Here is a 22,919-nt window from a genome sequence, read left to right as displayed (position 1 = left end):
GCCGGTGAGGTGCTTTCTCTCCGGTCTGATTTGTTGCACCCTTTTTTCGGTCTCGCAAATTTTGCGGGACTTTTTTCATTTTGGTGCTTGACTTTTATTTGCAGGACTCTATTCACTCTTCACTAAATCTGATGGGTCGATTTTTGGAAGTGAATAAGTGATAGTGAATAGGGAAGAAGTATGGTGTGCCGCTTTGCGGCACCGATTATATATAAGGAGCACTTGCAGCGGCAAGTGCTCCTTTTTTCTTTCTTAGATATAAAGAATGGGAATTCCCACTCTCTTGGCATAGTTCACCGTATAGGCAGTCCCGCCAAACACACGGGTACAATAGGCCACACATACTCCACTGTTATCCACCAAATACCGATTGCGCCTCAACATACATCCACAGCGATACTCCCTTTGTAAATATACCACCTTATTCGCCTGCTCCAAAACCGTGTGATAGCGTCTCACCTCCTCCTCATCCCACCCCCGCTCTTGATTCTCATATGGTAAGACCATAATGAGACGAATGTGAGGATACCGCTTTCTCAACTCTAGGACAACTTCCGCCGCCAACAAATCAAATCCCATGGCTCCCCCGCTTCCAAAATACTGTATCCCTTTTTCAATCAATTTCTGTAATACGATATATAACCGCGCCTGGACTTCACTCCTCTCATTCTGAGGAAGAGTTCGATGCCCAGTAAAACAACAGGTTTTATCCCTCATTCCCATCTTCATGTTCTTTCTCTCCTTTTGTGCACCTATATAGGTGCAATTATAAAGAAAGAATCGAATAGAATCAACACAAACTGCACCAGAACTAGTGCAAGGAGTGTTATCTATGAATACCGAGTATGAGTATGCCCTGGGTCAGAACATCCGCACGCTGCGTCTCAAGCGCGGACTGTCCCAGGAACAGCTGGCCGCCCAGCTCCAAACCAGGGGCTGCGACATCACCCGCAGTGCCCTGGCCAAGATGGAGGTAGGCCAGCGCCACATCTACCCCGACGAGCTGAAACTTCTCCATGAGCTGCTGGAAGTCTCCTATGAAGAGCTGTTTGTATAGCCCGCCGCTCCCCTGAAAAAATTTTTTGAAAAATCTCAATTTGCCTCTTTACAAACAGGCACCCCTGTGGTATTCTCTTAACAAGAACAGTTCCTGTTAGCGAGGTGACAGCAATGATCTGCAGACGCAGCGTAAAGCGCGACGCCATGCTGGACTTGCTGCGAAGCACCGACTGCCACCCCTCGGCAGACTGGATCTTTCAGCAGCTCCGGCCCTTGTATCCAGACCTGAGTCTGGGTACCGTGTACCGCAATCTCAACCAGCTGTGTGAGCATGGACTCATCAAGCGGGTGGGAACGGTGAATGGCCAAGAGCGGTATGACGGGGATGTGAGTCCCCACGCACACTTTGTGTGCAGCTGCTGCGGTTCCGTTCGGGACCTGCCTCCCAGTCCCCCCACCCAGGGGTATGTGGAGGAATGCAGCAAACAATTTGGGTTCGAAGCAACAAGCTATGAGGTTCATGTCTTTGGCCTGTGTCAGGCCTGCAAAAAATTAAAACAGTGAAGGAGATTATTATCATGAAGAAATGGATTTGCCCCGTCTGCGGTTACATTCACGAGGGAGAGACCGCTCCCGCCGAGTGCCCCGTCTGCCACGTCCCCGGCTCCAAGTTCATTGAGCAGAGCGGCGAGCTGAAGCTGGCTGCCGAGCACGAGTACGGCATCTACGGCAAGACCGTCAAGAACAACGAGAACATCAGCGACGAGGACAAGGCTTACATCCGTGAGCAGCTGATGGCCAACTTCACCGGCGAGTGCTCCGAGGTTGGTATGTACCTGTGCATGGCCCGCATCGCTCACCGTGAGGGTTACCCCGAGATCGGTCTGTACTGGGAGAAGGCCGCCTTTGAGGAGGCCGAGCACGCCGCTAAGTTCGCCGAGCTGCTGGGCGAGGAGCTGGAGCCCAACATGAAGGCCTCCACCAAGGACAACCTGGCCTGGCGTGTGGACTGCGAGTTCGGCGCTACCCAGGGCAAGATGGACCTGGCTCTGTGCGCCAAGAAGAACGGCCTGGACGCCATCCACGACACCGTCCACGAGATGGCTCGCGACGAGGCTCGCCACGGCAAGGCTCTGAAGGGTCTTCTGGAGCGTTACTTCAAGTAAGAGACTTCCCTACTTCCCTGGACTTCGGTCCAGGGAAGTGCTTTTTCTTTTTCGTGGCGGGCCTCGTCTTACAAGCGTTTTCGCTCCCAGCGAAAACCTTGGCACAGGCGGAATCCACTTTCGCCTGTGCTTTGAAATCCTGGGGCCCCCACGGGGCTAGACCCGTGGGGCGGCTCGCTATGGCAAGGCTCTAGCAACACCCCCAAATCAAAGCCCAACGCAGTGGGTTTGATTTGGAGAGGAGGAATAACGGAGCGTAGCGAATGTTTCTCCTGGGAGAAACGCAGCGGATGCGCAGTTTATTCCGACGAGCTGGAGCGTTACTTCAAGTAAGAGACTTCCCTACTTCCCTGGACTTCGGTCCAGGGAAGTGCTTTTTTATTCGTTCCCGGGCTTCGGCTCGGGATTTTTTCTCCCATTCAGACCTGCCAGTCTGGCGGGGACGCCCCCGCTGGGGGTTCCTTTTGCTCGGTCAAAAGGAACCAAAACCCGCTTAGGGCGTTCCCCCCTAAGAACCTCCCTTGGGGTACGAGGCTGGAACTGCGTCAAGGCTATTCCGGCCCGTCACCCTTGTTATGGCTCCTGTCTCTGCCACCACACCAGGCTCCCTAGGCAGCTGGCCCTATAGCTGGACCATCTCCACATCCGGGCCTCCCCTGGAGAAGCGGCGTTTCCGCCGCCGGGAGCCAGGCTTCCGATCGCTGGGAACAGCGGCGCACCAGGGTGAGGCCCTGGCAATAGAAGGACAACCACACAGAGAAGCAGATACGTTCGGTAGAATCCCCACACCATCTATGTGCCCCCACGGGCTAAGGGCCGAAAAGAGGAGAACGCAGATACACCCAGTACCGCAGGGTGGATTCCACAAGGCGGGGGAAGGCCCCGCCTTTGGCGATTCTTTCGTCTATTTCTCACGCTGAGAAATAGACCCCCAGCGGAGCGTCCCTGGTTTGCGTTGCCTTCCCTGCCATATTTGTGTATAATAAAATGCTGACTATTTCATAAGGGAGGTCCTTACCATTGTTGGACATCGTCCTTCGTCGTTTCATTCCCAACTACACCCAGACCCGTGACCCCGAAGTGCGGCGTCAATACGGCGTCTTCGCCGGCGGAGTGGGAATTCTCTTAAACCTGCTGCTCTTTGCGGGAAAACTCACCGCCGGACTCATCACCGGCGCCATCTCCGTCACCGCCGACGCCTTCAACAACCTCTCCGATGCCGCCTCCTCTGTGGTCACTCTGGTGGGCTTCCGTCTGGCCGGTCAGAAGCCGGACGCCGACCACCCCTTCGGCCATGGCCGCATGGAGTACCTCTCCGGGCTTTTGGTGTCCCTGCTCATCCTCCTGGTGGGTGTGGAGCTGGGCAAGAGCTCCATTGAGAAGATCTTACATCCCGAGGCCACCCAGCTCACCGCCCTCAGCGGCACCATTCTGGTGATCTCCATTCTGGTGAAGCTGTGGATGGGCTGGTTTAACAGCAAGCTGGGCAACCGCATCCAGTCCGAGACCCTCCGGGCCACCGCCATCGACTCCCGCTCCGACGCCCTGGCCACTTCCACCGTGCTGCTGGGCCTGGGCATCACCCATGTCACCAGCTTGCAGCTGGACGGCTGGCTGGGTCTGCTGGTGGCAGCATTCATCCTCAAGGCCGGCTGGTCCGCCGCCAAGGACACCATCGATCCCCTGCTGGGCACCAACCCTGATCCGGAGATGGTGAAGGATATCCAGTCTGTCATCATGGAACACCCCCAGGTGGTGGGCATTCATGACCTCATCATCCACGACTACGGCCCCGGGCGGCGGATGATGAGCGTCCACGCCGAGGTGTCCGATCAGACCGACGTGATGGAGGCCCACGATATCATCGACCACATCGAGCGGGAGCTGGGAGAGCGGTTCCAGATCGAGGCCGTCATCCACATGGACCCCATTCAGACCGGCAACCCCCAGGTGGAGCAGCTGCGGGCCCGCACCGCTCAGCTGGCCCGGGATATCCACCCCGACCTGTCCATCCATGACTTCCGCATGACCATGGGTCCTATGTACACCAATCTGATTTTTGATCTGGTGGTTCCCTACAGCGTCACCATGCCCCCGGCCCAGGTGAAGGACGCCCTGGTCCAGGCATTGCAGGCGGAAAACCCCAATTATCACGCGATCATTCACATTGATCGCTCTTACGTGGTGTGAATTTACAAAAACTTCTCCACTTCGCCAAAAAAGCAGGATATAATACTGGTATCATAAAAAATTTAGGGAGAGCCCCTCTCCGCAGAAAAAGAAAGGGTGACACGTATGCCCCGTAAGGTATTGATCGTGGAAGATGACAAGAACATTGCCGACCTGATGCGTCTGTATCTGGAAAAGGAGTCCATGGACTGTCAGGTGGCCAACGACGGACTGGTGGGTTTGGAGAAGTTCCAGCAGTTCCAGCCCGACCTGGTGATGCTGGACATCATGCTGCCCGGCATGGACGGCTGGTCCATCTGCCGCAAAATCCGGGAGACCTCCAAAGTGCCCATCATCATGCTCACCGCCAAGGGTGAGCTGGAGGACAAGGTCAACGGCCTGGAGCTGGGCGCCGACGACTATATCACCAAGCCCTTTGAGATGAAGGAAGTGCTGGCCCGAGTCCACGCCGTGCTGCGCCGGTACGGCGAAGAGGAGCAGAAGGAGAAAAAGCTGGTGTTTGACAAGCTGGTCATCAACCTGGACTCCTACGAGCTGCTGGTGGATGGCAAGCGGGTGGACACCCCGCCCAAAGAGCTGGAACTTCTCTACCACCTGGCCTCCTCCCCCAACCGGGTCTTCACCCGCAACCAGCTGCTGGACGAGGTGTGGGGCTTTGACTACTTCGGCGATAGCCGCACCGTGGATGTGCACATCAAGCGACTGCGGGAAAAGCTGGAGGGCGTCAGCGACAAATGGAGCCTGAAAACCGTGTGGGGCGTGGGCTACAAGTTTGAATCCAACAGCTAACCCCACAGAGCAGGAGGTGCCTCATCCATGAAATCCATGTATGGACGGCAATTTGCCACCATGGCCGGAATGGTCCTGCTGTCCTTTCTCCTGTTGGGCGCATCCTTCGCCGCCCTGAGCTACCAGTACACCCTCCAGGAAAAGCAGGACACCCTCATGCGCAATGCCAAGTACATTGCAGAATATACGTCCTACGCCGCCAACAACAATGGCAGCACCGTGTGGACCACCGATGAGTTTCAGCAATACATCTCCACGGTGGCCCAGGTGGCCGACTCCCACATCATCGTGGCCACCAACGACGGCACCATTCTCTTTGCCACCGACGGCAAACATGTGCTGTATAACATGACCTCCCGGAACATGCCCAATGACATCGTCAACGCTGTCATCAACGACAAGGTCTATGAGGGCATGACCACCCTAAATGGGATGTACTCCAGCGCCCGGTTCATGGTGGGCCTGCCCGTCTCCAGTTCCAGCGGATACCTGCAAGGGCTGGTGTTCTTCTCCACCAACACCTCGGACATCACCGCCATGTGGCGGGACCTGTCCGCCATCTTCGTGGTGGTGGCCTGCGCAGTCATTCTGGTGGCCGCCATTCTCAGCTCGGTGACCAGTATGCACCAGTCCAAGCCCATGAAGGAGATCGCCGCCGCTGCCCGTCAGTTCGGACTGGGCAAGCTGGATGTGCGGGTGGACGTGGGCAACCGCCGGGACGAGATTGGCGAGCTGGCCGAGGCCTTCAACGCCATGGCCGAGTCCCTGTCCAAGAGCGAACAGCGGCGCAGCGAGTTCATCGCCAACGTCTCCCATGAGCTGAAAACCCCCATGACCACCATTGCTGGCTTTGCCGACGGCATTCTGGACGGCACCATTCCCCACGACCGGGAGCGGGAGTATCTGAGCATCATTTCCTCGGAGACCCGGCGGCTGTCCCGGCTGGTGCGGTCTATGCTGGACCTATCCCGGCTCCAGTCCGACGAGCGGGCCCCCCAGCAGCAGTTTGACCTGGGCGAGACCATGCTGCGCACCCTGGTGAGTCTGGAAGGCAAGATCAACCAGAAGCATCTGGAGGTGGCCACCAACCTGCCGGAAGAGCCGGTGATGGTGTGGGGCGACCAGGATGCCATCACCCAGGTGTGCTACAACCTGCTGGACAACGCCATCAAGTTCTCCCAGGAGGCGGGCACCCTGTCCCTGTCCATTGTCCCCAAGGGCTCCAAGGCCACGGTGTCGGTGAGCAACCAGGGCAAGACCATTCCCCCCGAGGAACTGGACCTCATCTTCGACCGCTTCCACAAGGCCGACCACTCCCGCAGTGAAAATCGGGACGGCGTGGGACTGGGTCTGTATATCGTCAAAACCATTCTCAACAGCCACAAAGAGACCATCACCTGCACCAGTCAGGACGGTCTGACCACCTTTACCTTCAGTCTGCCCCGGGCATGAATCTGATTCAGGAGGCGTTTGCCGTGTCCAACCATCTTTCCCATCGCTGGCCCCAAGGGGAACCCCGCCCCATCCACTACCACTACACCTCAGACCGTCGCCCCCGCCGCCTGGGTAAGGCGCTGCTGGTGGTGTCCCTGTGCCTGGTGGCCGCAGCGGCCCTGGTGTTCGGCGGATACCTGGGCATGGTCCACCTGGCCAACTCCCTGGCGGATGCCCAGCGGGGCTCCTTTGCCCCTCGCCCCTCCAGCCATGTGGAGGTCAACGCCAACTGGGACCCCGCCGACCTGCCCTGGGCTCAGCCCGACCCCAACGTGTCCATCTTCGTACACGACCAGGACACCCAGGTCCTGACCAGCAACCAAATCTATGACCAGGTGCTCCCCTCGGTGGTGTGCGTCACCGCCGACCAGGGCAACGGCTCGGCCAGCGTGGGCTCCGGGGTGGTGCTCACCCAGTCGGGGTACATCGTCACCAACTTCCACATCATCCAGGGCGGCGTGTCCCTGAACGTGGGCCTGCTCTCCAGCACGGCCAATTATGACGCCAAGCTGGTGGGCTACGACGAGGAGCTGGACTTGGCGGTACTGAAAATCGAGGCCCAGGGCCTCGTCCCTGCCCGCCTGGGCAGCTCGGACCAGCTGTCGGTGGGCGACTCGGTGTACGCCATCGGCAACCCCATGGGCTACCTCCACGGCACCATGACCGAGGGCATCATCTCCTCCCCCACCCGCACCATCCAGGTGGACGGCAAGGACATGAACCTTTTACAGACCAGTGCCGCCCTCAACTCCGGCAACTCCGGCGGCGCCCTGACCAACGCCTATGGACAGGTGGTGGGCATCACCTCCGCCAAGATCACCGGCGTGGAAAATGACACCGTCATTGAAGGCTTAGGCCTGGTGATCCCCATCAACGACACCATTCCCTTCCTCAACCAGATGATTCACACCGGACAGAGCTTCCGCCCCTCTCTGGGCATCCTGTGCCAGGAGGTCCAGATGGACGACACCTCCGGTGTGTACGTGGTGAGCACCACCGCTGACACCCCCGCCCACGAGGCGCTGCTGGAGGGCGACGTAATTCTCGCCGCCAACGGGGTGGACACCCCCACCCTCTACGCCCTGACCCGGGTGCTCAATGACACCGGGGTGGGCAACCAGGTGGAGCTGTCCGTGCTGCGGGACGGCGGTGTCCTCTCCATTTCCATCACCCTCTACGACCGTCTCACCTGACGGGAGGCCAAACCATGAATCAAGATCAACTCATTGCCCTGCTGGCCCAGAGCCCTGGCTATGTCTCCGGCCAGGAGATGAGCCAGACGCTGGGGGTCACCCGGGGCGCCATCTGGAAGGAACTGTCCCAACTGCGGGAGCAGGGCTGGCCCATCTCCTCCTCCACCCGTTTGGGCTACCGCCTGGACGGCCCGCCCCCTCAGCTCTCCGCCCCCTATCTGGAGGGGCGGCTGTCCGGCACCATCTCTTCCGGCCGCATTCACGTCTTTGATCGCCTGGACTCCACCAACACCCAGCTCAAGGCTATGGCCGCCCAGGGAGCGCCCCACGGCACTGTGGTGGCCGCTCTGGAGCAGACCTCCGGCCGGGGCACCCGAGGCCGCACCTTCGCCTCTCCCCCCGGCGGGCTGTACCTGTCCCTGCTGCTGCGCCCCCAGGTTCAGCTGTCTGAGCTATTCTCCCTCACGGGATGGGTGGCGGTGGCGGTGCGCCAGGCGGTGGAGACCGCCTGCGGCGCACCCGCCCGCATCAAGTGGCTCAACGATATCTACTTAAATAACCGCAAACTGTGCGGCATCCTCACCGAGCTGTCCCTGCTGGGAGAGAGCAGCGAGCCGGACTATGTGGTCATCGGGGTGGGCATCAATCTCAGCCAGACCGCCCAGACCTTCCACGACTTGGGGCTGGAGGGTATCGCCACCTCCCTGGCCCTGGAGGGGTACGAGGTGGAGCCCAACCACATGGCCCTCACCCTGCTCCAAGAGCTCCACACCATGGCCCAGCACTTCCCCAGCCACCACGAGGAATACCTGCACCAGTACCGCGCCCACTGTCTCACCCTCCATCAGCCGGTGGAGGTGGAGACCGGAAAGGAGACCTATCAGGCCATGGCCCAGGCCATTCTCCCCGACTTCTCCCTGGAGGTCACCGACCAACAGGGCTTCACCCATCCGGTGTCCTCGGGCCGGGTCACCCCCCACTTTCTCCGCGCCAATTCCTGACAGGAGGATTTCCCATGAACAGCCAACTGCGCCGCACCCACATCTTAGAATATCTCGCCCAGGCCGACGGCCCCCTGTCCGCCACCGCTCTGGCCCACACCCTCCAGGTCAGCCGCCAGATCATTGTGGGGGACGTGGCTCTGCTGCGGGCCTCGGGGGCCAACATCACCGCCACCCCCCGGGGGTATGTGCTGGACCATCCCGCCCCCGGCCGCACCTACACGGTGGCTTGCCGCCACAGCGAGAGCGAGATGGAGCAGGAGCTGAACCTGATGGTGGACCACGGCTGCACCGTGGAGTCGGTGGTGGTGGAGCACCCGGTGTACGGCCAGCTGGTGGGGCAGCTGAATCTGTCCTCCCGCTACGATGTGTCCCAGTTCATCCAGAAGGCCCAGGCCCATGACATGCGCCCCCTATCTGAGCTCACCGACGGCATCCACCTGCACACCTTACAGTGTCGGGACGAGCAGGCGTTCCAGCGCCTGGTGGAGGCGCTGCGGGACGCAGGATTTTTGGTGGAAGAATAAAGACATATCCCCGAGGTAATCGCCTCGGGGATTTCTCTTGAAAAGATGCCCAGAAACGGTGGATTTGTTCATAATATTTGGGTACACTAAGGAATATCACAACACAGAAAGAGTGGTTGTCATGTTTTTCGATGTCTATTATCTGCTCCTGGTGCTGCCTGCTGTGATATTGGCCATGTGGGCCAGCAATCGGGTCAACCGGACCTTCCGCAAGTATTCCCAGCAGCTTTCCATGCGCCGCCTCACCGGGGCAGATGCCGCCCGCATGGTATTGGACGTCAACGGGCTGCACCAAGTCCGCATCGAACGGGTGGCGGGCAATCTCACCGATCACTATGACCCACGCACCAATGTCATCCGCCTGTCCGATTCGGTGTACGACAACGCCTCCACCGCCGCCATCGGTGTGGCCGCCCACGAGGCGGGCCACGCCATCCAGTATGCCACCCACTACCTGCCCATCAAGCTGCGGGCCGCCATCATCCCCATCACCAACATCGGCTCCAAGCTGGCCATGCCGCTTATCCTCATTGGCCTGCTGTTTGTGTCCGGCGACCTGGGGGTACAGCTGGCCTATGCAGGCATCGCCTGCTTCGGCCTGTCTACGGTGTTTCAGCTGGTGACCCTGCCCACGGAGTTCAACGCCAGCCACCGGGCCCTGGCCGCCCTGGAGCAAGGCCATCTGCTCAATGAGGAGGAGATGGTGGGAGCCCGCAAGACCCTGTGGGCTGCGGCTATGACCTATGTGGCCGCCCTGGCCGTGTCCCTGGCCCAGCTGTTCCGGCTGCTGCTCATTGTGGGCAACCGGCGCAGAAACGATTAATCCTCAGGACAAGCAAACAAGCCGCCCTCCAGAAGTGTCCTTCTGGAGGGCGGCTTTCTGCACCAATTATTCCACTTTCATCATGCGATAGCCCACGCCAATGTGGGTTTGAATATACTGGGGCGAACCAGGCTCTTTTTCCAACTTTTTGCGCAGGGTGGCCATAAACACCCGCAGGGAGGCCACGTCGTTGTCCCAGCTTCTCCCCCAAATCTGCTGGGTGATAAAGGTATGGGTCAGCACCTTGCCCACGTTTTTACACAGCAAACACAAAAGCTTGTACTCGCTGGGGGTCAAATGCAGCTCCTGGCCATCCAGAAACGCACAGCCCGCGGCATAGTCCACTTTTAACTTTCCGTTGGTGAACACCGCCTCGGTATTCACGTTCCCCAGCTGCAACGCAGCCAGCCGCCGCTGTGTCACCCGCAGGCGGGCCAGCAGTTCCTCCACGGAAAAGGGTTTGGTCAGGTAATCATCTGCCCCAGCATCCAAGGCATCAATCTTATCGGTATCTTCACTGCGGGCGCTGATGACGATAATAGGCACGTTGGACCAGGTACGAATTCTGTGAATGACCTCCACCCCGTCGATGTCGGGCAGGCCCAAATCCAACAGGATGATCTCCGGGTTGTGGGAGGATGCCTCCAAAATCGCTGTCTCTCCGTTGGATGCCGTGAGAAAGCGATAGTCATGGGCTCTCAAGGTGGTGGTGATGAGGTTGCGCACCGGCGTATCGTCCTCCACCACCAGAATCAATGGTTTATTCATGTAGTTCTACCTCCCCGGCTGGTACCGAAAATGTAAAGATGGAGCCATGGGGCTTATGATCGCTCACCATGATTTCTCCTCCATGTGCATTCACGATGGATTTGCACAGCGCCAGACCCAATCCCATACTGCGGCGGCTGTCGGCAATCTGATTGGATGCACTGTAAAACATGTCAAAAATATGGGGCTTTGCCTGGTCTGGAATGCCCGGTCCATTGTCTGCCACCGAGATGTAAATAAACTTCCCCTCTTGCTTCCATCCAATTTCAATGTCCGACCCGGGCGGGGTGTACTTCATGGCATTGTCAAGGATATTGATGAGGACCTGGACAATCAGCTTTGCATCCATCTGTGCCAGGAGATAATCGTCACTGCTCTGCACATGAAAGTGGTATTCCGCACGCTTCCGATTGATGTGCCGAAGCGCCTCGGCTACCACCTCGTCGATGAGCTCAGTGGTCAGGTGCAAGTTCATCCGCCCCTGCTCCAGTCGGCTGACCGAGAGCAGATTTTCCACCAGATTGATCAGCCACATGGCATCGTCATAGATATCGGCATACATCTGCTCCTTGGTCTTTGCATCAAACAGCGGTCCATTGGAGAGCAGGTTGCTGGCATTGCCGGAAATGGAGGTCAGCGGAGTACGCAAATCGTGAGAAATGGAGCGGAGCAAATTGGCTCGCAGCTGCTCGTTCTTGGCCAGCACGGCAGCGGCTTCTTTCTCCTCCACGTTCTTTTGGTTTTCCAAGGCCAAGGCACATTCTCCCAACACGGAGAGGAGAATGCTGGACTCAAAGGAATCCAGCGGCTTATCCGAGGCGGCAATGCCTACCACGCCGTACACCCGTTCCCCGGTGCGGATGGAGAGATAGGTACACCGGGCATCGGGAAGGGTTTCTGTCCCAGCTCCCGCCCGCTTGTTGTTGGACAGCACCCACTGGGCCACCTCCCGCTCCTTGGGAGTGGTGTAGCGCTGGGAAGATGCTGCCCCGTCCACCAGAAAGATTTCCGGCTCCAGCAGCCCTTTCTCATCTATGGAATAGACCACAATATCCCTCTGGAAGATTTTTAACAGCTGTTTGGCGGTCACGGAAATGATTTCTTCTTGGGTGTGGGCTCGTTGCAGATTTTGGCTGGTCTCAAACAACAATTTGGTCCGCCACGCCACTTGCGCCGACCGTTTGGCATGAGACTTTAGCTTGGATGCCAGCGAGCCGGTGAGCAGAGAGGCCAGAAACATCACGAGAAAGGTGATGGGGTATTCGCTGTCGTAGGCTTGCAGGGTAAATCTGGGCACCGTGAACAGGAAATTGAAGGTCAGGACACTGGCAATGGAGGCAACGAGGCTGCAAATGGAGCTTCTGGTGTAGACTGAGATCAACATGACGCCCAGGATATAAAGCGTAATGATATTGGCCTCTGTAAAGCCGAAGTTATAAAATAACAGGCCAATGAGTGTGACAAGAACGAGAATTCCTGCACTTTTCAACAGGTCCAGCACGGAAATGGATGGCATATGCATCACTTCCCGGTGTTTGGTATCCAGCAGGCGATTCACTCCATTGTCCGGAATGATATGGATGTCCAGTTCTGGCGTCAGTTCAATGAGCCGTTCCGTCAGCGATGGTTTTCTCAGCAACAGCCGACGGGGTATCCCGCTACGGCCCAGCACAATTTTCGTCACGCCAGACAGGCGGGAAAACTCCGCAATTTGATAGGCCACATCATCGCCATACACCGTCTCAATGGAGGCGCCCAGTTGCTGTGCCAGACGCATATTGCCCTGAAGGCGCTGCTTATCCCGTGCATTCATCCACTGAAATGCCTTGGTCTCCACAAACAACGCGGTAAATCCACACCGAAACGCCCCTGCCATCCGGGCCGCCGTGCGTATGATTTTCTCATTGGAGGGGGCGGAAGACAGGCACACCAGAATGTGCTCATGGGTGCGATACTCCGTTTGCATCTTCTCATGGGTGTACAGAGCCGCCCGATCCGCACAGCGGCGCAGGCCCACCTCTCGCAGGGCGCTGAGCTGTGACAGGGAACAGCCTTCCAGAAGCGCCTCCTTCTGTCCATCCATCAGCCGCTGTCGGAGCCGCTGGGGCTCCAGGTCGATGAACTGCACCTGGTCTGCCTGGTCAAATACCCGGTCCGGAATGCGCTCAGGCACTGAAGTGCCCAGGATGGAAAAGACCGTGTCCTGAATGCTCTCAATGTGGTGAATATCCAAGGTTGTATAGACGTCAATTCCCGCCTTCCGCAACTCCTCAATGTCCTGATAGCGCTTCATATGGCGGCAGGCATCCGCATTCCAGTGGGACAGATCCTCAATCACAATCAGCTGAGGGTGCCGTTGGAGGCAGGCATCCAAGTCGATTTCATCCGCTATGTGCCCATCCCTGGCCACTTTTTTACATGGCAATACCTCAAATGTCTCTGCCAATGCCGTAGTCTTAGGCCACTGGGTATCGGAGAGTATGCCAATGGCCACGTCCAGCCCTGCCTGTTTGGCCTCTCTGGCAGATTCCAGCATGGCATAGCTCTTCCCAGCGCCGGAGAAATAGCTGGCAAAAATCGTGAGTTTCCCCTGTTTTCTTCCGGTGGCCTGCCCCGCCGATGCAACCGCATCCATGGCATTCCCTCCTCTCAAACAGGTGTATTATAGCACAAATCCCTTGAGGTTGTGGGCAAAGTTGTGGAGGGCAGTTACTCCATGCGGTTGATCTTATCCTTACGGACTTTGTCCAAGAACTTGTACAATCCATCAATAGCAAAATACACACCCACACAAAAAAGAAGGATGACACCCAATAAAAGCAGTTCTTTCATCTTCTCCCCTCCTCTTCTCTCATCTCAGGGCTCTTCCCTTAAATGTGAAAGCACTTCTGGATATCCCGCTGAGTCCCCAAAACCAAAATGGTACTGTTGACAGGCAGGCTGATATCCGGTGTGATGACGGTCATGGAGAACTTTCCATTTTGTTTGATGGCCATGATATTCACATGGTAGCGTTTTCTCACATCCAATTGGCCGATGGTTTTCCCCACCCAGCTATTGGGCACTTCCACTTCGAAAATGGCATGGTCATCCCCCAGGGCGATGTAATCGGCAATGTGATCAGAGGTATACCGAATGGCGGTCCAATTTGCCATCTGCTTCTCCGGATACACCACCTCATCGGCGCCATTGCGCAGCAAGAACTTGGCCTGAATGTCCCGGCCTGCTCGGGCCACCACTTTTTTCGCCCCCAACTCCTTGAGCAGAGACGCCGTTTCCAGAGAGCTCTGGAAGTTGTCTCCGATGGCTACAATGCACAAGTCATAGTTTCGCACCCCAAGGGAAATCAAAAAGTCTTCGCTGGTGCTGTCTCCAATCTGGGCGTTGGTCACAAAGGGCAAAATCGCATTGACCCTTTCTTCGTCCTTGTCCACCGCCATAACTTGTTGGTTCAGTTCGTTGAGCTTCATGGCAATGTGCCGTCCGAACCGGCCTAATCCAATTAACAAAACGGTTTTCATATGTTCTCCCTCATCTCTTTATCCTATGGTAATTCGTTCCTGGGGCAGTCGGGCCACGTTCCCCTGGGTCCGGGACAGGGCGGCGAAAATCAGGGTCAGTCCGCCCACCCGTCCAAAAAACATCAGCGCAATGAGAATCAGATGGGACACCCAGGTCAGTTGCGGCGTAATGCCCAAGGAGAGCCCCACCGTTCCAATGGCGGACGCTGTCTCAAACAGACAGGTGAGGATGGGCAAGCCCTCCATTCTGCTGATGATGAGCCCTCCCGTCAAAAATAAGGTCAGGTACATCATCAAAATCGTGGACGCCTGCACCACGGTTTCCTGGGACACACGCCGGTTGAAAAAGTGGGGATTCTCCCTGCGCCGAAACACAGCAATGGCACCGGCCAACAATACCGCCAGGGTCGTGGTCTTCATGCCGCCTGCGGTGGACCCGGGGGAACCTCCAATCAGCATGAGCATGGTAATCATGGACTGACCCGTCTCGCTCATGGCGGTCAGATCGGCGGTGTTGAATCCGGCGGTTCTGGGGGTGATGGCCTGGAACACCGACAAGAGCACCCGCTCGCCCAGCGGCTTTCCGGCAAATTCAAAAAAGAAAAAGTAAACGGTGGGGAGCAAAATCAGCATTCCGGTCACCGTCAAGATCACTTTGCTCTGCATCCGATACTTATGAACATGCCAGCGGTTGGTGCGGATGTCCTCCCACGTCAAAAAGCCGATGCCGCCCACCACAATCAGCAGGGCAATCACCAAGGACACCACTGGCTGGCCTGCATAGTCCACCAAGGAGGAAAACGGAGCCTTTACCCCCATCAGGTCAAAGCCGGCATTACAAAATGCCGAGATGGAGTGAAACAGGGCGTACCACGCCCCTTGGAGCAGGCCAAACTCCCGGCTGAACACCAAATACAACAGGGCGGCTCCCAAAAGTTCCACCGCAAACGCCGTCCGCAGGATAAATCCGGTCAGGCGGACAATACCGCCCACATTGGGAGCTGCAATGGCCTCCTGCATGGTGCTCCGCTGCATCAGACCGATTTTTCGTCCCGAGAGAATGGCAAAGGCCCCCGCCACGGTGACCACACCCAGCCCTCCAATTTGAATTAGCAGGATAATGATCACCTGCCCGAACTGGGACCAATAGGTGGCAGTATCATGGATGACCAATCCCGTGACACACACCGCAGATGTGGAGGTAAACAGAGCGTCCAAAAACGGGGTCACCACCCCCTGTTGCGAGGAAATGGGAAGCATAAGAAGGAGGCTTCCCGCCAAAATTACCAGAATAAATCCAAAAATAATAACCCGGAACGGGGACTTATTGTTTTTATGCAACCGCCGCCACATAAGTCTCCTCTCTTTCTTTGTCTTAATACGTCTTTATGGTTCCTTTGTACCTTCATTATCCACATCCGGTCTAAAGAGAGTGTTAACATGTAAAGCCGTATATTAAGATGGTATAAAGATGCGCCGTTTGGGAGTGGCGGGAACTTAGGCTGGGGCGGAGGCTATAGTTCAGAAGCCGTCTAAAAGGCCAAAAGCCGCCCTCCGAAGGAACACTTCTGGAGGGCGGCACTTGGTCTCACGGTGTCTGAACTATGGTGAAAGACAATATGACAGCAAAAGAAAAAAACCGCTGTTTTCTTGCGAAAACAGCGGTTTTTATGGTGGACGATACAGGACTCGAACCTGTGACCCCCTGCACGTCAAGCGTCATGGGTACTTTTTTCTAATAATTTCTGCTTATTTCTAGTGCTTTTTGTTCCATTCTATTTGCTTTTTAGCACTTTCCGCTGGCGAGGTTTCCACGTGTTCCACGGCTGTCTGTGACTGGTTGTGTGGTCAGTTTCCTGCGGCGGCCCAGGCGTGGACACGGTACTTTTTACGTCTTTCCGTGGTTTTAGTACGCTGTTAACAAAGAAAAGTGGATGCCCCATTCTTTAGACACCACTGCCGTGGGCTCTTGGGCTTCCCTGAGATCGTCTAACGAGTGGTCCCGACTTCGCCCGAGGATTCAGGTATTGACGTAGTGCATCCAGTCAGCACAATTATAGGCACAATAGGAAGTTACTCCGTTGATTAGTCTGTCTCGAAACCATCAAACTGCGAGACAATATACATTTTCCCAGTAGCTGTGTCGTTTTCGTATAGCCAAAGTCCCCCCCAATCTGTATATCTCTGAATACGGTTATCGTGACCGTGAATTTCTTTAGTTGCTTTTACAAACCAAACCAAACGTAATCCACGTTCTTCTAGGAACTTATCAAGCAAGTCTTGTCTAACAACAATGCCCACTTTTTCTCCCGTTACAGATGTATCAAATGCTGCTAGCCTTCCATTCTCATCATAAAACGCTCCGTCACACTCTCCGTACCGCAGTTTTAAGTCATCAATTATTTCCGCACAAGGAGCGTACCAAGAAAGTGTCTCATTTTTTGACGCATCAAATTCCTCTTCCCACACAATATTTACAGAAGCGCTGATCATATAACCCAAATCATCTTCTATATCAACTTCTGTTAGTACAGTTTCTTCCGTTATGGATATTTCCAAGTTGCATGTAACTGAACCCTGTTGTTCCCCACTATTAGCTTCTTGAATCTTTGGGTCGTTCTCTTCTGAAGAATCATCAGTATACCTATACTCAAGTTTTGGTTGCATTTGAAAAATAGTTTGCTTTTCACCTGTTTTTATTTTCAAAGGAGTGGAAGTATAGTGCCGTAAGTCCGTGCAGGATTGTGCCCATGGATATTCTCTACAAAATATCCTGTACGTTTCTGGGACATTTGATATATCTCCTGTAAGCAAATCGAATTCCTTATCGGCGTACTTCATTAAAGCTGTGTATTGGTCGTTTGTAACGAAGTATCCATACAGCCAATTCCAGATTTGAAGCTTATCCTGAGTTGACTGTCTTGTGTTGGCATATCTTGATAACACAACCCAGACCGTTTCATTAGAGTCCTTGAGTATCATTTGTTGCCTTTGAGCCTCAAAAAAAGTGGGGTACTTTCTTAACCAAGCAAGTTCATCTTTTGCGGATAATAGAGGCACTTCGGTTTCGCTTGTAATATTCTGTTCTGAATTTGCTTGTTTTAGAAATACCGGAAGATCACCAGTATACATGAAATGCTGGCTCAATGATGGATCAAAATCACGTACATATGGATCCCAAGGTCCGCAATAGTCCTGTTGTTCAATGTCGGAAAAAATTTGATGTTTTTTTGTGCAATGATCCGCAACCCTCGCTAGAATATGGTACATCGCAATCCATTGGTACTTTTTTCCGATTCTTTCTACTTTGCCGGTATTATGACGATCATAATTAAAGCTTTGCAGAAAGGCATCATATTCTCCGAATAATTCATTCTTATACCCCAAATGATTGATAATATAATACACAGAGTAATTAAATACCAAACTGTGATCTACATCAAAATCATTTAATGCAGCTTCATAGACATATCTTCCAAAATCTCCGTACCATCCCGACTCTTGAAACCGCATGGAATGGATCAAATTCCACAGGCCTTTCCCACAATCCTTATCCAAATACCCCTGATCCTCTATTTGTGGAATCGGATCAGAAGCATATGGAGGCATCAGAACAGAAATTTCGAAGTTGTTATCGCCAGGATTTTCATATATGTATCGTTCGACGATTAGCCGTGCATAGTCACGCAAGAGAATATCCGGGTACACTGTTTTCGCAGAAAATATTTCTTCATATACATAATTTGCAAGTGACTGAAATGTTGCTTTGTCGATGTGCTTATTCTTGACGCAAGCCCCCCACACAACACCAAACATACGTTGAACTACATACGGATCATTTACGGATTGAAACTTGCGCAACAGCCCTTCAGCCATACTAAAATTATGTTTTAAAATTTCTACCATTGCCTTTGAGGTAGTATCTCGCAACCATCTGTTGGACGATGTTAATATCCAGCCAAACAAAGTAAGCAGCAATTCAACCTGCCCGGAATCTGTAAACGCTAATCCTTTCCCTTCACTGTACATTTGGATTACTTGCACTAGTCTGTGCTCGGAGCGACAGTTCATACCATTGATATATATAGTCCACATGCTGTCCCTTTGATTCAAGGAATAGTTGTTTAAAACAGTATGCAAGCCATCTGCGTTAAAGCAACTCCCTTTCTTTAAGCTGTTCACAATAAACACATTCCATACATTTTCCGGATCCGGACTATATTTTTTACATAAATTCATGAACCAAGAAAGAGTGATATTATTGGGGCTTCTCCACTCAAATGATGCAACATAAGCATTAAATACGCCATTTCTATCTAATGTATTTTCAATATAATCAATAATCTCAATACACTCTTCACTATATGTGTTTGAATATAAAGCGCACACATATGTAAATAAAACAACATTTTGATATGCAGTTAATTCTCCACCCTGGACACCCAAAATATCACTTATAATATATTGATATAGTTCTTTTTTAGAATGAAATTGGCTTATAATTTGCTTTGCGCAATAATAGTCATTCATCTGGTCGTAAGCGAATGAAAACACTTCACCCTCTATATTTTTGTGACTATGGAGTATATTTTCTCTAACTATGTATTGTACAAACGCTGGGGCTGTAATTCCATTTTCATGCCAAACATTAAGGGTACACAACTCATTCTTGGAAAACTGCCGTTTCCCAGTGGAATTTATAAATTCAGCTAAACTCATGATAACTGGAGTAGTTATATCCATAGAAGAATCATACCCAAGGTTATGCAGTGCATTTCGCATAGCTTTGTGTATATTTTTATTTGCAACGCTCAGAAGCCTGTCATACAGCAACGGTAAATCGATGTCATCGCCTTGGTAAGTTTTGCAATATAGTGTTAAAAACAATGGATTTGTTATTGCCTGATTGAACATATGTACAGGTGTAAAAGGAATATTATAATAATCTAAAAAACGCTTGGTTGCTTCAAATGATTCCTCTGCAAAGCCACTGTGTTCAATTTGGATTACACCAGGCGCTGCTAATCCCGTTGCCTCAATCAATGCCTCTCGATACTCAGTTCTAAACGAAATTACCAAGCGAAGATGCCTCAAATCTCGTATGTGGTTAAATAATTTTGGTAAATAACATTTCCACAAATCAAGATGCCATGTTTCGTTTAATGCATCTATGAAGACGGGAACTATATAGTTAGACTTTTCACCTTCGGTGTTTAATATTTCTAGCATTTCGTTGAATGAGCACTTAACCCCAAGTTCTGAACATATTTGTTCTGGAATTGGAGTTGTACCAAAATAATCTCCTCCGAGAAGTAACAAGGCCCATTGGTCACATGATAGAAATTTTTGTGTCTCATTAGCAAGAAGGTGAGATTTTCCTACTCCAGCCTTTCCCTCTAAAACCAAGATATTGGATTGAATAAGCGTTTCCTCTCGCTTTGTCAATTTCAAACCGTTTGCAATAGAGCGTAGTTTCTCAAATAATTTAATCTTCTCTAATATCTCGTGTGTTTGTTTTCTCCGTCTATGAGCCTCTGTTTCCTTGCTATCTAAAGCCAATACCTCAAGTTCATTATTCAGCTTTTCAATCGATGATTCAAATTTGCGCAGGTTTTGACCAATAGCTTTTTGTATCATATCATCCCACTGCAGGCACGCCGTTATATCTTCACCTGTAATATCTGGGATTTTTAATACTGCTGATTTCAATTCTTTTTTAAATTCAGCAAAACCATCATAACGCCAATCTAAACTCTCCACAGCGTTTAATAACGTCTCTTTTTTCTTATTCAGATATCCAACTGCATCACTATCATGAACAAACAAAGAAACGGCTAGGGATGGTTGAGTATCAACATTAAAGCAAGCGTTATATCTATCTCCTAGTTTCGCAACAACATCCTGTGTATGCATATTAAACCACATTTGATCAAAGGAATGCTGTTCAAAATAGTAACGTGCTAAATTAGGGTACTTCCTTACGAGATCGAGTATTGCTGAATCTGTAATTAATTTGACGTTTATATTTGCATCATGAAATATTGACTCAATTCGGATAAAGCTCTTGCTTGTTGAAGTAATAGGTTTATTGCAGAATATGTATACAAGATCCACCCTTCCCTTATAATACTCTACCGTTTTAGTAGCAGAATGCTGGAGTTGCTCATAGCTTACTTTGTGCTCGAAAAATTTCGCTTGATAGCCAATCCATTTGTTATTTATCTCATCGTATACTGGTTCGGATTCTATCCCAGGGTTATTAGGGTTGCTATGGAGATAACGATGTTCTTTTTTGCCATTTAAAAACTCGTAAACAAATAGCTGCCTAGATAAATCCTCAAATCGATGATTGATGCTCTGTGCTTCATTGCTACAAACTGCAAACTGTTCCCACGTTATTTTATTTGCCCCCATATGAATTCTCCTTACATCTCTCTATAAATCCACATTCGATGCTATACGTCTGGCTATTTCTGTACTGTAAAAATCAACTACAAAGTCTCCAATTCAGCTGCCTCAGACTCAGGGATAAACTGTAAAATTATTATAGTGTATATGTTCAGAAAACACAAGGCATCGACGTATTTCGACGTATTGTAGCAAAAAACATTGTAAATCTACCGGCTGAATTCCCTGTCGTGCATATATCGCCCCTCAAAACAATTTCGATACACTGTCATCAAAGACAAGAGTGTCATTCCATTAAGGATCCCAGCCCGTCGTTCATTCGGGCCGGGCTGCTCTGTGTTTTCAGTAGTTCCGCTCTGAACTGCCCCCCTTGCCACAGGCCAGCCAACCACTAAAGCAGCCCCATTTATGGGATTGTTGCAGCTGCAAAAATGACCCTTGTGTATCATCAACTGGCATAATATAATAATTTCTAGGAAATCGGAAACCGTCTTTCGGCACATTGAGTGGTCCGCCAAGGACAGCCAGTCGGAAGGCGATTTTGCCGGACTGTTCGATGACTTCGATGTGAACAGCAACAAGCTGGGGGCCACGGTAGCCAAGCAAAATGAAAAACTGGTGAAGATGCTAGTGGTCGTTTCCAACATAACCTTAGATCGGGTTCTCGGCCGTTGAATACGATGATAGAAATTGACAAGATTATTGCAAGAATCGAGGTGTAACTCCATGCAGGGCAAAGACAATAAGTTGATTCGTTCTTCCGCTGCAGAGTACCTGACCTTTGTAGCCGCCACCGGTGATACACAGCAGAGCTTTGAAATGCGGTACGAGGACGAAAACATCTGGCTGACACAAAAGATGATGGCGACGCTATATGATGTGACCATCCCCACTGTCAACGAACACATCAAAAAAATCTACGAAGATGGCGAGTTGTCCCAACAGGCAACCATTCGGAAATTCCGAACAGTTCAAACCGAGGGAACCAGGCAGGTTTCCCGTGAGCTGACCCACTATAATTTGCAGATGATCATTGCGGTGGGCTTCAAGGTCAACAATGAAAGAGCCGTACAATTCCGCAAATGGGCAAACGGAATCGTCAAGGATTATACCATCCAGGGCTGGGTGATGGATGAGGAACGCCTGAAAAACGGTGGAACGGTTCTGACAGAGAAATACTTTGAGAAACAGCTGGAGAAAATCCGGGAAATCCGTCTTTCTGAGCGGAAGTTTTATCAAAAGATCACCGACATTTATGCCACCGCACTGGATTATGACCCAAGCGCCAAGGCCACCCGCAGGTTTTTTGCAGCGGTACAAAACAAGCTGCATTACAGTGTCCATGGGCAGACAGCGGCAGAGGTGGTCTACAACCGTGCGGACGCCGAGAAAGAGCATATGGGGCTGACAAACTGGGACGGATACCCAGATGGAAAAATTCATAAATCCGATGTGGTAGTGGCAAAAAACTACCTGACGGAGCAAGAGCTGCACCAGCTGTCACGACTGGTATCCGCTTATTTGGATTTGGCAGAAATGCAGGCAGAACGGAAAATCCCCATGACCATGGCGGACTGGGAACAGCGTTTGAACGGGTTCTTGACTATGTGGGATCGGGACGTGTTGCAGGATGCAGGGAAAATCTCGGCGGAAATGGCGAAAATTCACGCAGAAACAGAGTTTGAAAAATACCGCATTGTGCAGGATCAACTCTATACCAGTGATTTTGACCGGTTCATACTGGAGCACGGTGAGGAAATCATGGAATAAGCCGGTCGGAGGAACTGATTCAGCAGCTTTGCCCGGATGGGTGCAGTTCGTGCATATCGGCAGAGTTGTAACTTACCTCCCTTCACAGAACCATTTTAGTACACTGTTATCAAAGATAAGAAAACATCGCAAAAAGCAGAAAGGCCCGGCCCGTGAATTGATGATATGCTCCCTCTATGAGAGACAGTGAAATAAAACACTGTCAATCATGGAGGGAGCATTGTCATGCCAAGGAAGCAAAAGTTAGGTGTAGAAGAAAAGATCAAGATT

Annotated in this window: 18 protein-coding genes and 1 pseudogene; 12 read left to right on the top strand and 7 right to left on the bottom strand. The window is 52.4% G+C overall.

Annotation, left to right across the window (positions count from 1 at the left end):
* Window positions 1-252: 252 nt before the first annotated feature.
* Window positions 253-729: an SLOG family protein gene (locus tag B5F12_RS10085; RefSeq protein WP_343286319.1), complete on the bottom strand. Its 477-nt coding sequence runs from the start codon at window positions 727-729 to the stop codon at window positions 253-255.
* A 103-nt stretch (window positions 730-832) separates the two neighbouring features.
* Here B5F12_RS10085 and B5F12_RS10080 point away from each other — a divergent pair, with 103 nt between their 5' ends.
* From B5F12_RS10080 to B5F12_RS10035, 10 genes are all read left to right on the top strand, one after another.
* Window positions 833-1,057 (top strand): helix-turn-helix transcriptional regulator, encoded by a 225-nt coding sequence (locus B5F12_RS10080; RefSeq protein ID WP_087233986.1) that lies wholly within the window; start codon window positions 833-835, stop codon window positions 1,055-1,057.
* Between the two features lie 113 nt (window positions 1,058-1,170).
* Entirely contained in the window at window positions 1,171-1,563 is a 393-nt protein-coding gene (locus tag B5F12_RS10075; protein WP_087233984.1) for a transcriptional repressor, read from the top strand.
* A 14-nt stretch (window positions 1,564-1,577) separates the two neighbouring features.
* The gene (locus B5F12_RS10070; RefSeq protein WP_087233982.1) at window positions 1,578-2,165 is read left to right on the top strand and encodes an NADH peroxidase; all 588 of its coding nucleotides are present in this window, start codon (window positions 1,578-1,580) and stop codon (window positions 2,163-2,165) included.
* A 1,020-nt stretch (window positions 2,166-3,185) separates the two neighbouring features.
* On the top strand, window positions 3,186-4,355 hold the full coding sequence (locus B5F12_RS10065) for a cation diffusion facilitator family transporter (protein ID WP_087233980.1): 1,170 nt from the start codon (window positions 3,186-3,188) through the stop codon (window positions 4,353-4,355).
* Window positions 4,356-4,460: 105 nt separating this feature from the next.
* On the top strand, window positions 4,461-5,144 hold the full coding sequence (locus tag B5F12_RS10060; protein WP_087233978.1) for a response regulator transcription factor: 684 nt from the start codon (window positions 4,461-4,463) through the stop codon (window positions 5,142-5,144).
* Between the two features lie 27 nt (window positions 5,145-5,171).
* Complete coding sequence (locus B5F12_RS10055) at window positions 5,172-6,596, top strand: HAMP domain-containing sensor histidine kinase (RefSeq protein ID WP_087233976.1); 1,425 nt, start codon at window positions 5,172-5,174, stop codon at window positions 6,594-6,596.
* A gap of 23 nt (window positions 6,597-6,619) precedes the next feature.
* Complete coding sequence (locus B5F12_RS10050; protein ID WP_143482376.1) at window positions 6,620-7,831, top strand: trypsin-like peptidase domain-containing protein; 1,212 nt, start codon at window positions 6,620-6,622, stop codon at window positions 7,829-7,831.
* Window positions 7,832-7,845: 14 nt separating this feature from the next.
* The gene (locus B5F12_RS10045) at window positions 7,846-8,832 is read left to right on the top strand and encodes a biotin--[acetyl-CoA-carboxylase] ligase (RefSeq protein ID WP_087233972.1); all 987 of its coding nucleotides are present in this window, start codon (window positions 7,846-7,848) and stop codon (window positions 8,830-8,832) included.
* Between the two features lie 14 nt (window positions 8,833-8,846).
* On the top strand, window positions 8,847-9,359 hold the full coding sequence (locus tag B5F12_RS10040; RefSeq protein WP_087233970.1) for a transcription repressor NadR: 513 nt from the start codon (window positions 8,847-8,849) through the stop codon (window positions 9,357-9,359).
* A 121-nt stretch (window positions 9,360-9,480) separates the two neighbouring features.
* Window positions 9,481-10,182: a zinc metallopeptidase gene (locus tag B5F12_RS10035; protein ID WP_087233968.1), complete on the top strand. Its 702-nt coding sequence runs from the start codon at window positions 9,481-9,483 to the stop codon at window positions 10,180-10,182.
* 66 nt (window positions 10,183-10,248) lie between these two features.
* Here the strand turns inward: B5F12_RS10035 and B5F12_RS10030 are convergent, their stop codons facing one another.
* The 6 genes from B5F12_RS10030 to B5F12_RS10010 form a co-directional block, all read right to left on the bottom strand.
* Window positions 10,249-10,950, bottom strand: a complete 702-nt coding sequence (locus tag B5F12_RS10030) for a response regulator transcription factor (RefSeq protein WP_087233966.1) — start codon at window positions 10,948-10,950, stop codon at window positions 10,249-10,251.
* Window positions 10,943-13,585 (bottom strand): sensor histidine kinase KdpD, encoded by a 2,643-nt coding sequence (locus B5F12_RS10025; protein WP_087233964.1) that lies wholly within the window; start codon window positions 13,583-13,585, stop codon window positions 10,943-10,945. The genes B5F12_RS10030 and B5F12_RS10025 overlap by 8 nt, the downstream gene beginning before the upstream one ends.
* Window positions 13,586-13,659: 74 nt before the next feature.
* A complete protein-coding gene (locus B5F12_RS12290) occupies window positions 13,660-13,782 on the bottom strand; it encodes a hypothetical protein (protein WP_275532705.1) in 123 nt (40 codons plus the stop codon).
* Between the two features lie 38 nt (window positions 13,783-13,820).
* A complete protein-coding gene (locus tag B5F12_RS10020; protein ID WP_087233962.1) occupies window positions 13,821-14,471 on the bottom strand; it encodes a TrkA family potassium uptake protein in 651 nt (216 codons plus the stop codon).
* Window positions 14,472-14,489: 18 nt separating this feature from the next.
* Window positions 14,490-15,824 carry a potassium transporter TrkG gene (locus tag B5F12_RS10015; RefSeq protein ID WP_087233960.1) on the bottom strand — a complete coding sequence of 445 codons (1,335 nt, stop codon included), beginning with the start codon at window positions 15,822-15,824 and terminating at the stop codon, window positions 14,490-14,492.
* A 732-nt stretch (window positions 15,825-16,556) separates the two neighbouring features.
* Window positions 16,557-20,885: a hypothetical protein gene (locus B5F12_RS10010; protein ID WP_087233958.1), complete on the bottom strand. Its 4,329-nt coding sequence runs from the start codon at window positions 20,883-20,885 to the stop codon at window positions 16,557-16,559.
* 477 nt (window positions 20,886-21,362) lie between these two features.
* Between B5F12_RS10010 and B5F12_RS12205 the strand changes: the two are divergent.
* Both B5F12_RS12205 and B5F12_RS10000 read left to right on the top strand, forming a co-directional pair.
* A pseudogene (locus B5F12_RS12205) lies at window positions 21,363-21,533 on the top strand (type I restriction-modification system subunit M); the annotation flags it as partial.
* A 72-nt stretch (window positions 21,534-21,605) separates the two neighbouring features.
* Window positions 21,606-22,649 carry a virulence RhuM family protein gene (locus B5F12_RS10000; RefSeq protein WP_087233956.1) on the top strand — a complete coding sequence of 348 codons (1,044 nt, stop codon included), beginning with the start codon at window positions 21,606-21,608 and terminating at the stop codon, window positions 22,647-22,649.
* The last annotated feature ends 270 nt before the right edge of the window (window positions 22,650-22,919 follow it).

Origin of the sequence: Pseudoflavonifractor sp. An176 (assembly GCF_002160435.1) — a bacterium.
Classification (GTDB): domain Bacteria; phylum Bacillota; class Clostridia; order Oscillospirales; family Oscillospiraceae; genus Enterenecus; species Enterenecus faecium.
This window is presented reverse-complemented; position numbering and strand designations above follow the sequence as displayed.

Bases quoted from the DNA above. Each gene is read 5' to 3' on its own strand.
- B5F12_RS10085 (WP_343286319.1), bottom strand. From the start codon at position 729: ATGAAGATGGGAATGAGGGATAAAACCTGTTGTTTTACTGGGCATCGA.
- B5F12_RS10080 (WP_087233986.1), top strand. From the start codon at position 833: ATGAATACCGAGTATGAGTATGCCCTGGGTCAGAACATCCGCACGCTG.
- B5F12_RS10075 (WP_087233984.1), top strand. From the start codon at position 1,171: ATGATCTGCAGACGCAGCGTAAAGCGCGACGCCATGCTGGACTTGCTG.
- B5F12_RS10070 (WP_087233982.1), top strand. From the start codon at position 1,578: ATGAAGAAATGGATTTGCCCCGTCTGCGGTTACATTCACGAGGGAGAG.
- B5F12_RS10060 (WP_087233978.1), top strand. From the start codon at position 4,461: ATGCCCCGTAAGGTATTGATCGTGGAAGATGACAAGAACATTGCCGAC.
- B5F12_RS10055 (WP_087233976.1), top strand. From the start codon at position 5,172: ATGAAATCCATGTATGGACGGCAATTTGCCACCATGGCCGGAATGGTC.
- B5F12_RS10045 (WP_087233972.1), top strand. From the start codon at position 7,846: ATGAATCAAGATCAACTCATTGCCCTGCTGGCCCAGAGCCCTGGCTAT.
- B5F12_RS10040 (WP_087233970.1), top strand. From the start codon at position 8,847: ATGAACAGCCAACTGCGCCGCACCCACATCTTAGAATATCTCGCCCAG.
- B5F12_RS10035 (WP_087233968.1), top strand. From the start codon at position 9,481: ATGTTTTTCGATGTCTATTATCTGCTCCTGGTGCTGCCTGCTGTGATA.
- B5F12_RS10030 (WP_087233966.1), bottom strand. From the start codon at position 10,950: ATGAATAAACCATTGATTCTGGTGGTGGAGGACGATACGCCGGTGCGC.
- B5F12_RS10025 (WP_087233964.1), bottom strand. From the start codon at position 13,585: ATGGATGCGGTTGCATCGGCGGGGCAGGCCACCGGAAGAAAACAGGGG.
- B5F12_RS12290 (WP_275532705.1), bottom strand. From the start codon at position 13,782: ATGAAAGAACTGCTTTTATTGGGTGTCATCCTTCTTTTTTGTGTGGGT.
- B5F12_RS10020 (WP_087233962.1), bottom strand. From the start codon at position 14,471: ATGAAAACCGTTTTGTTAATTGGATTAGGCCGGTTCGGACGGCACATT.
- B5F12_RS10015 (WP_087233960.1), bottom strand. From the start codon at position 15,824: ATGTGGCGGCGGTTGCATAAAAACAATAAGTCCCCGTTCCGGGTTATT.
- B5F12_RS10010 (WP_087233958.1), bottom strand. From the start codon at position 20,885: ATGGGGGCAAATAAAATAACGTGGGAACAGTTTGCAGTTTGTAGCAAT.
- B5F12_RS10000 (WP_087233956.1), top strand. From the start codon at position 21,606: ATGCAGGGCAAAGACAATAAGTTGATTCGTTCTTCCGCTGCAGAGTAC.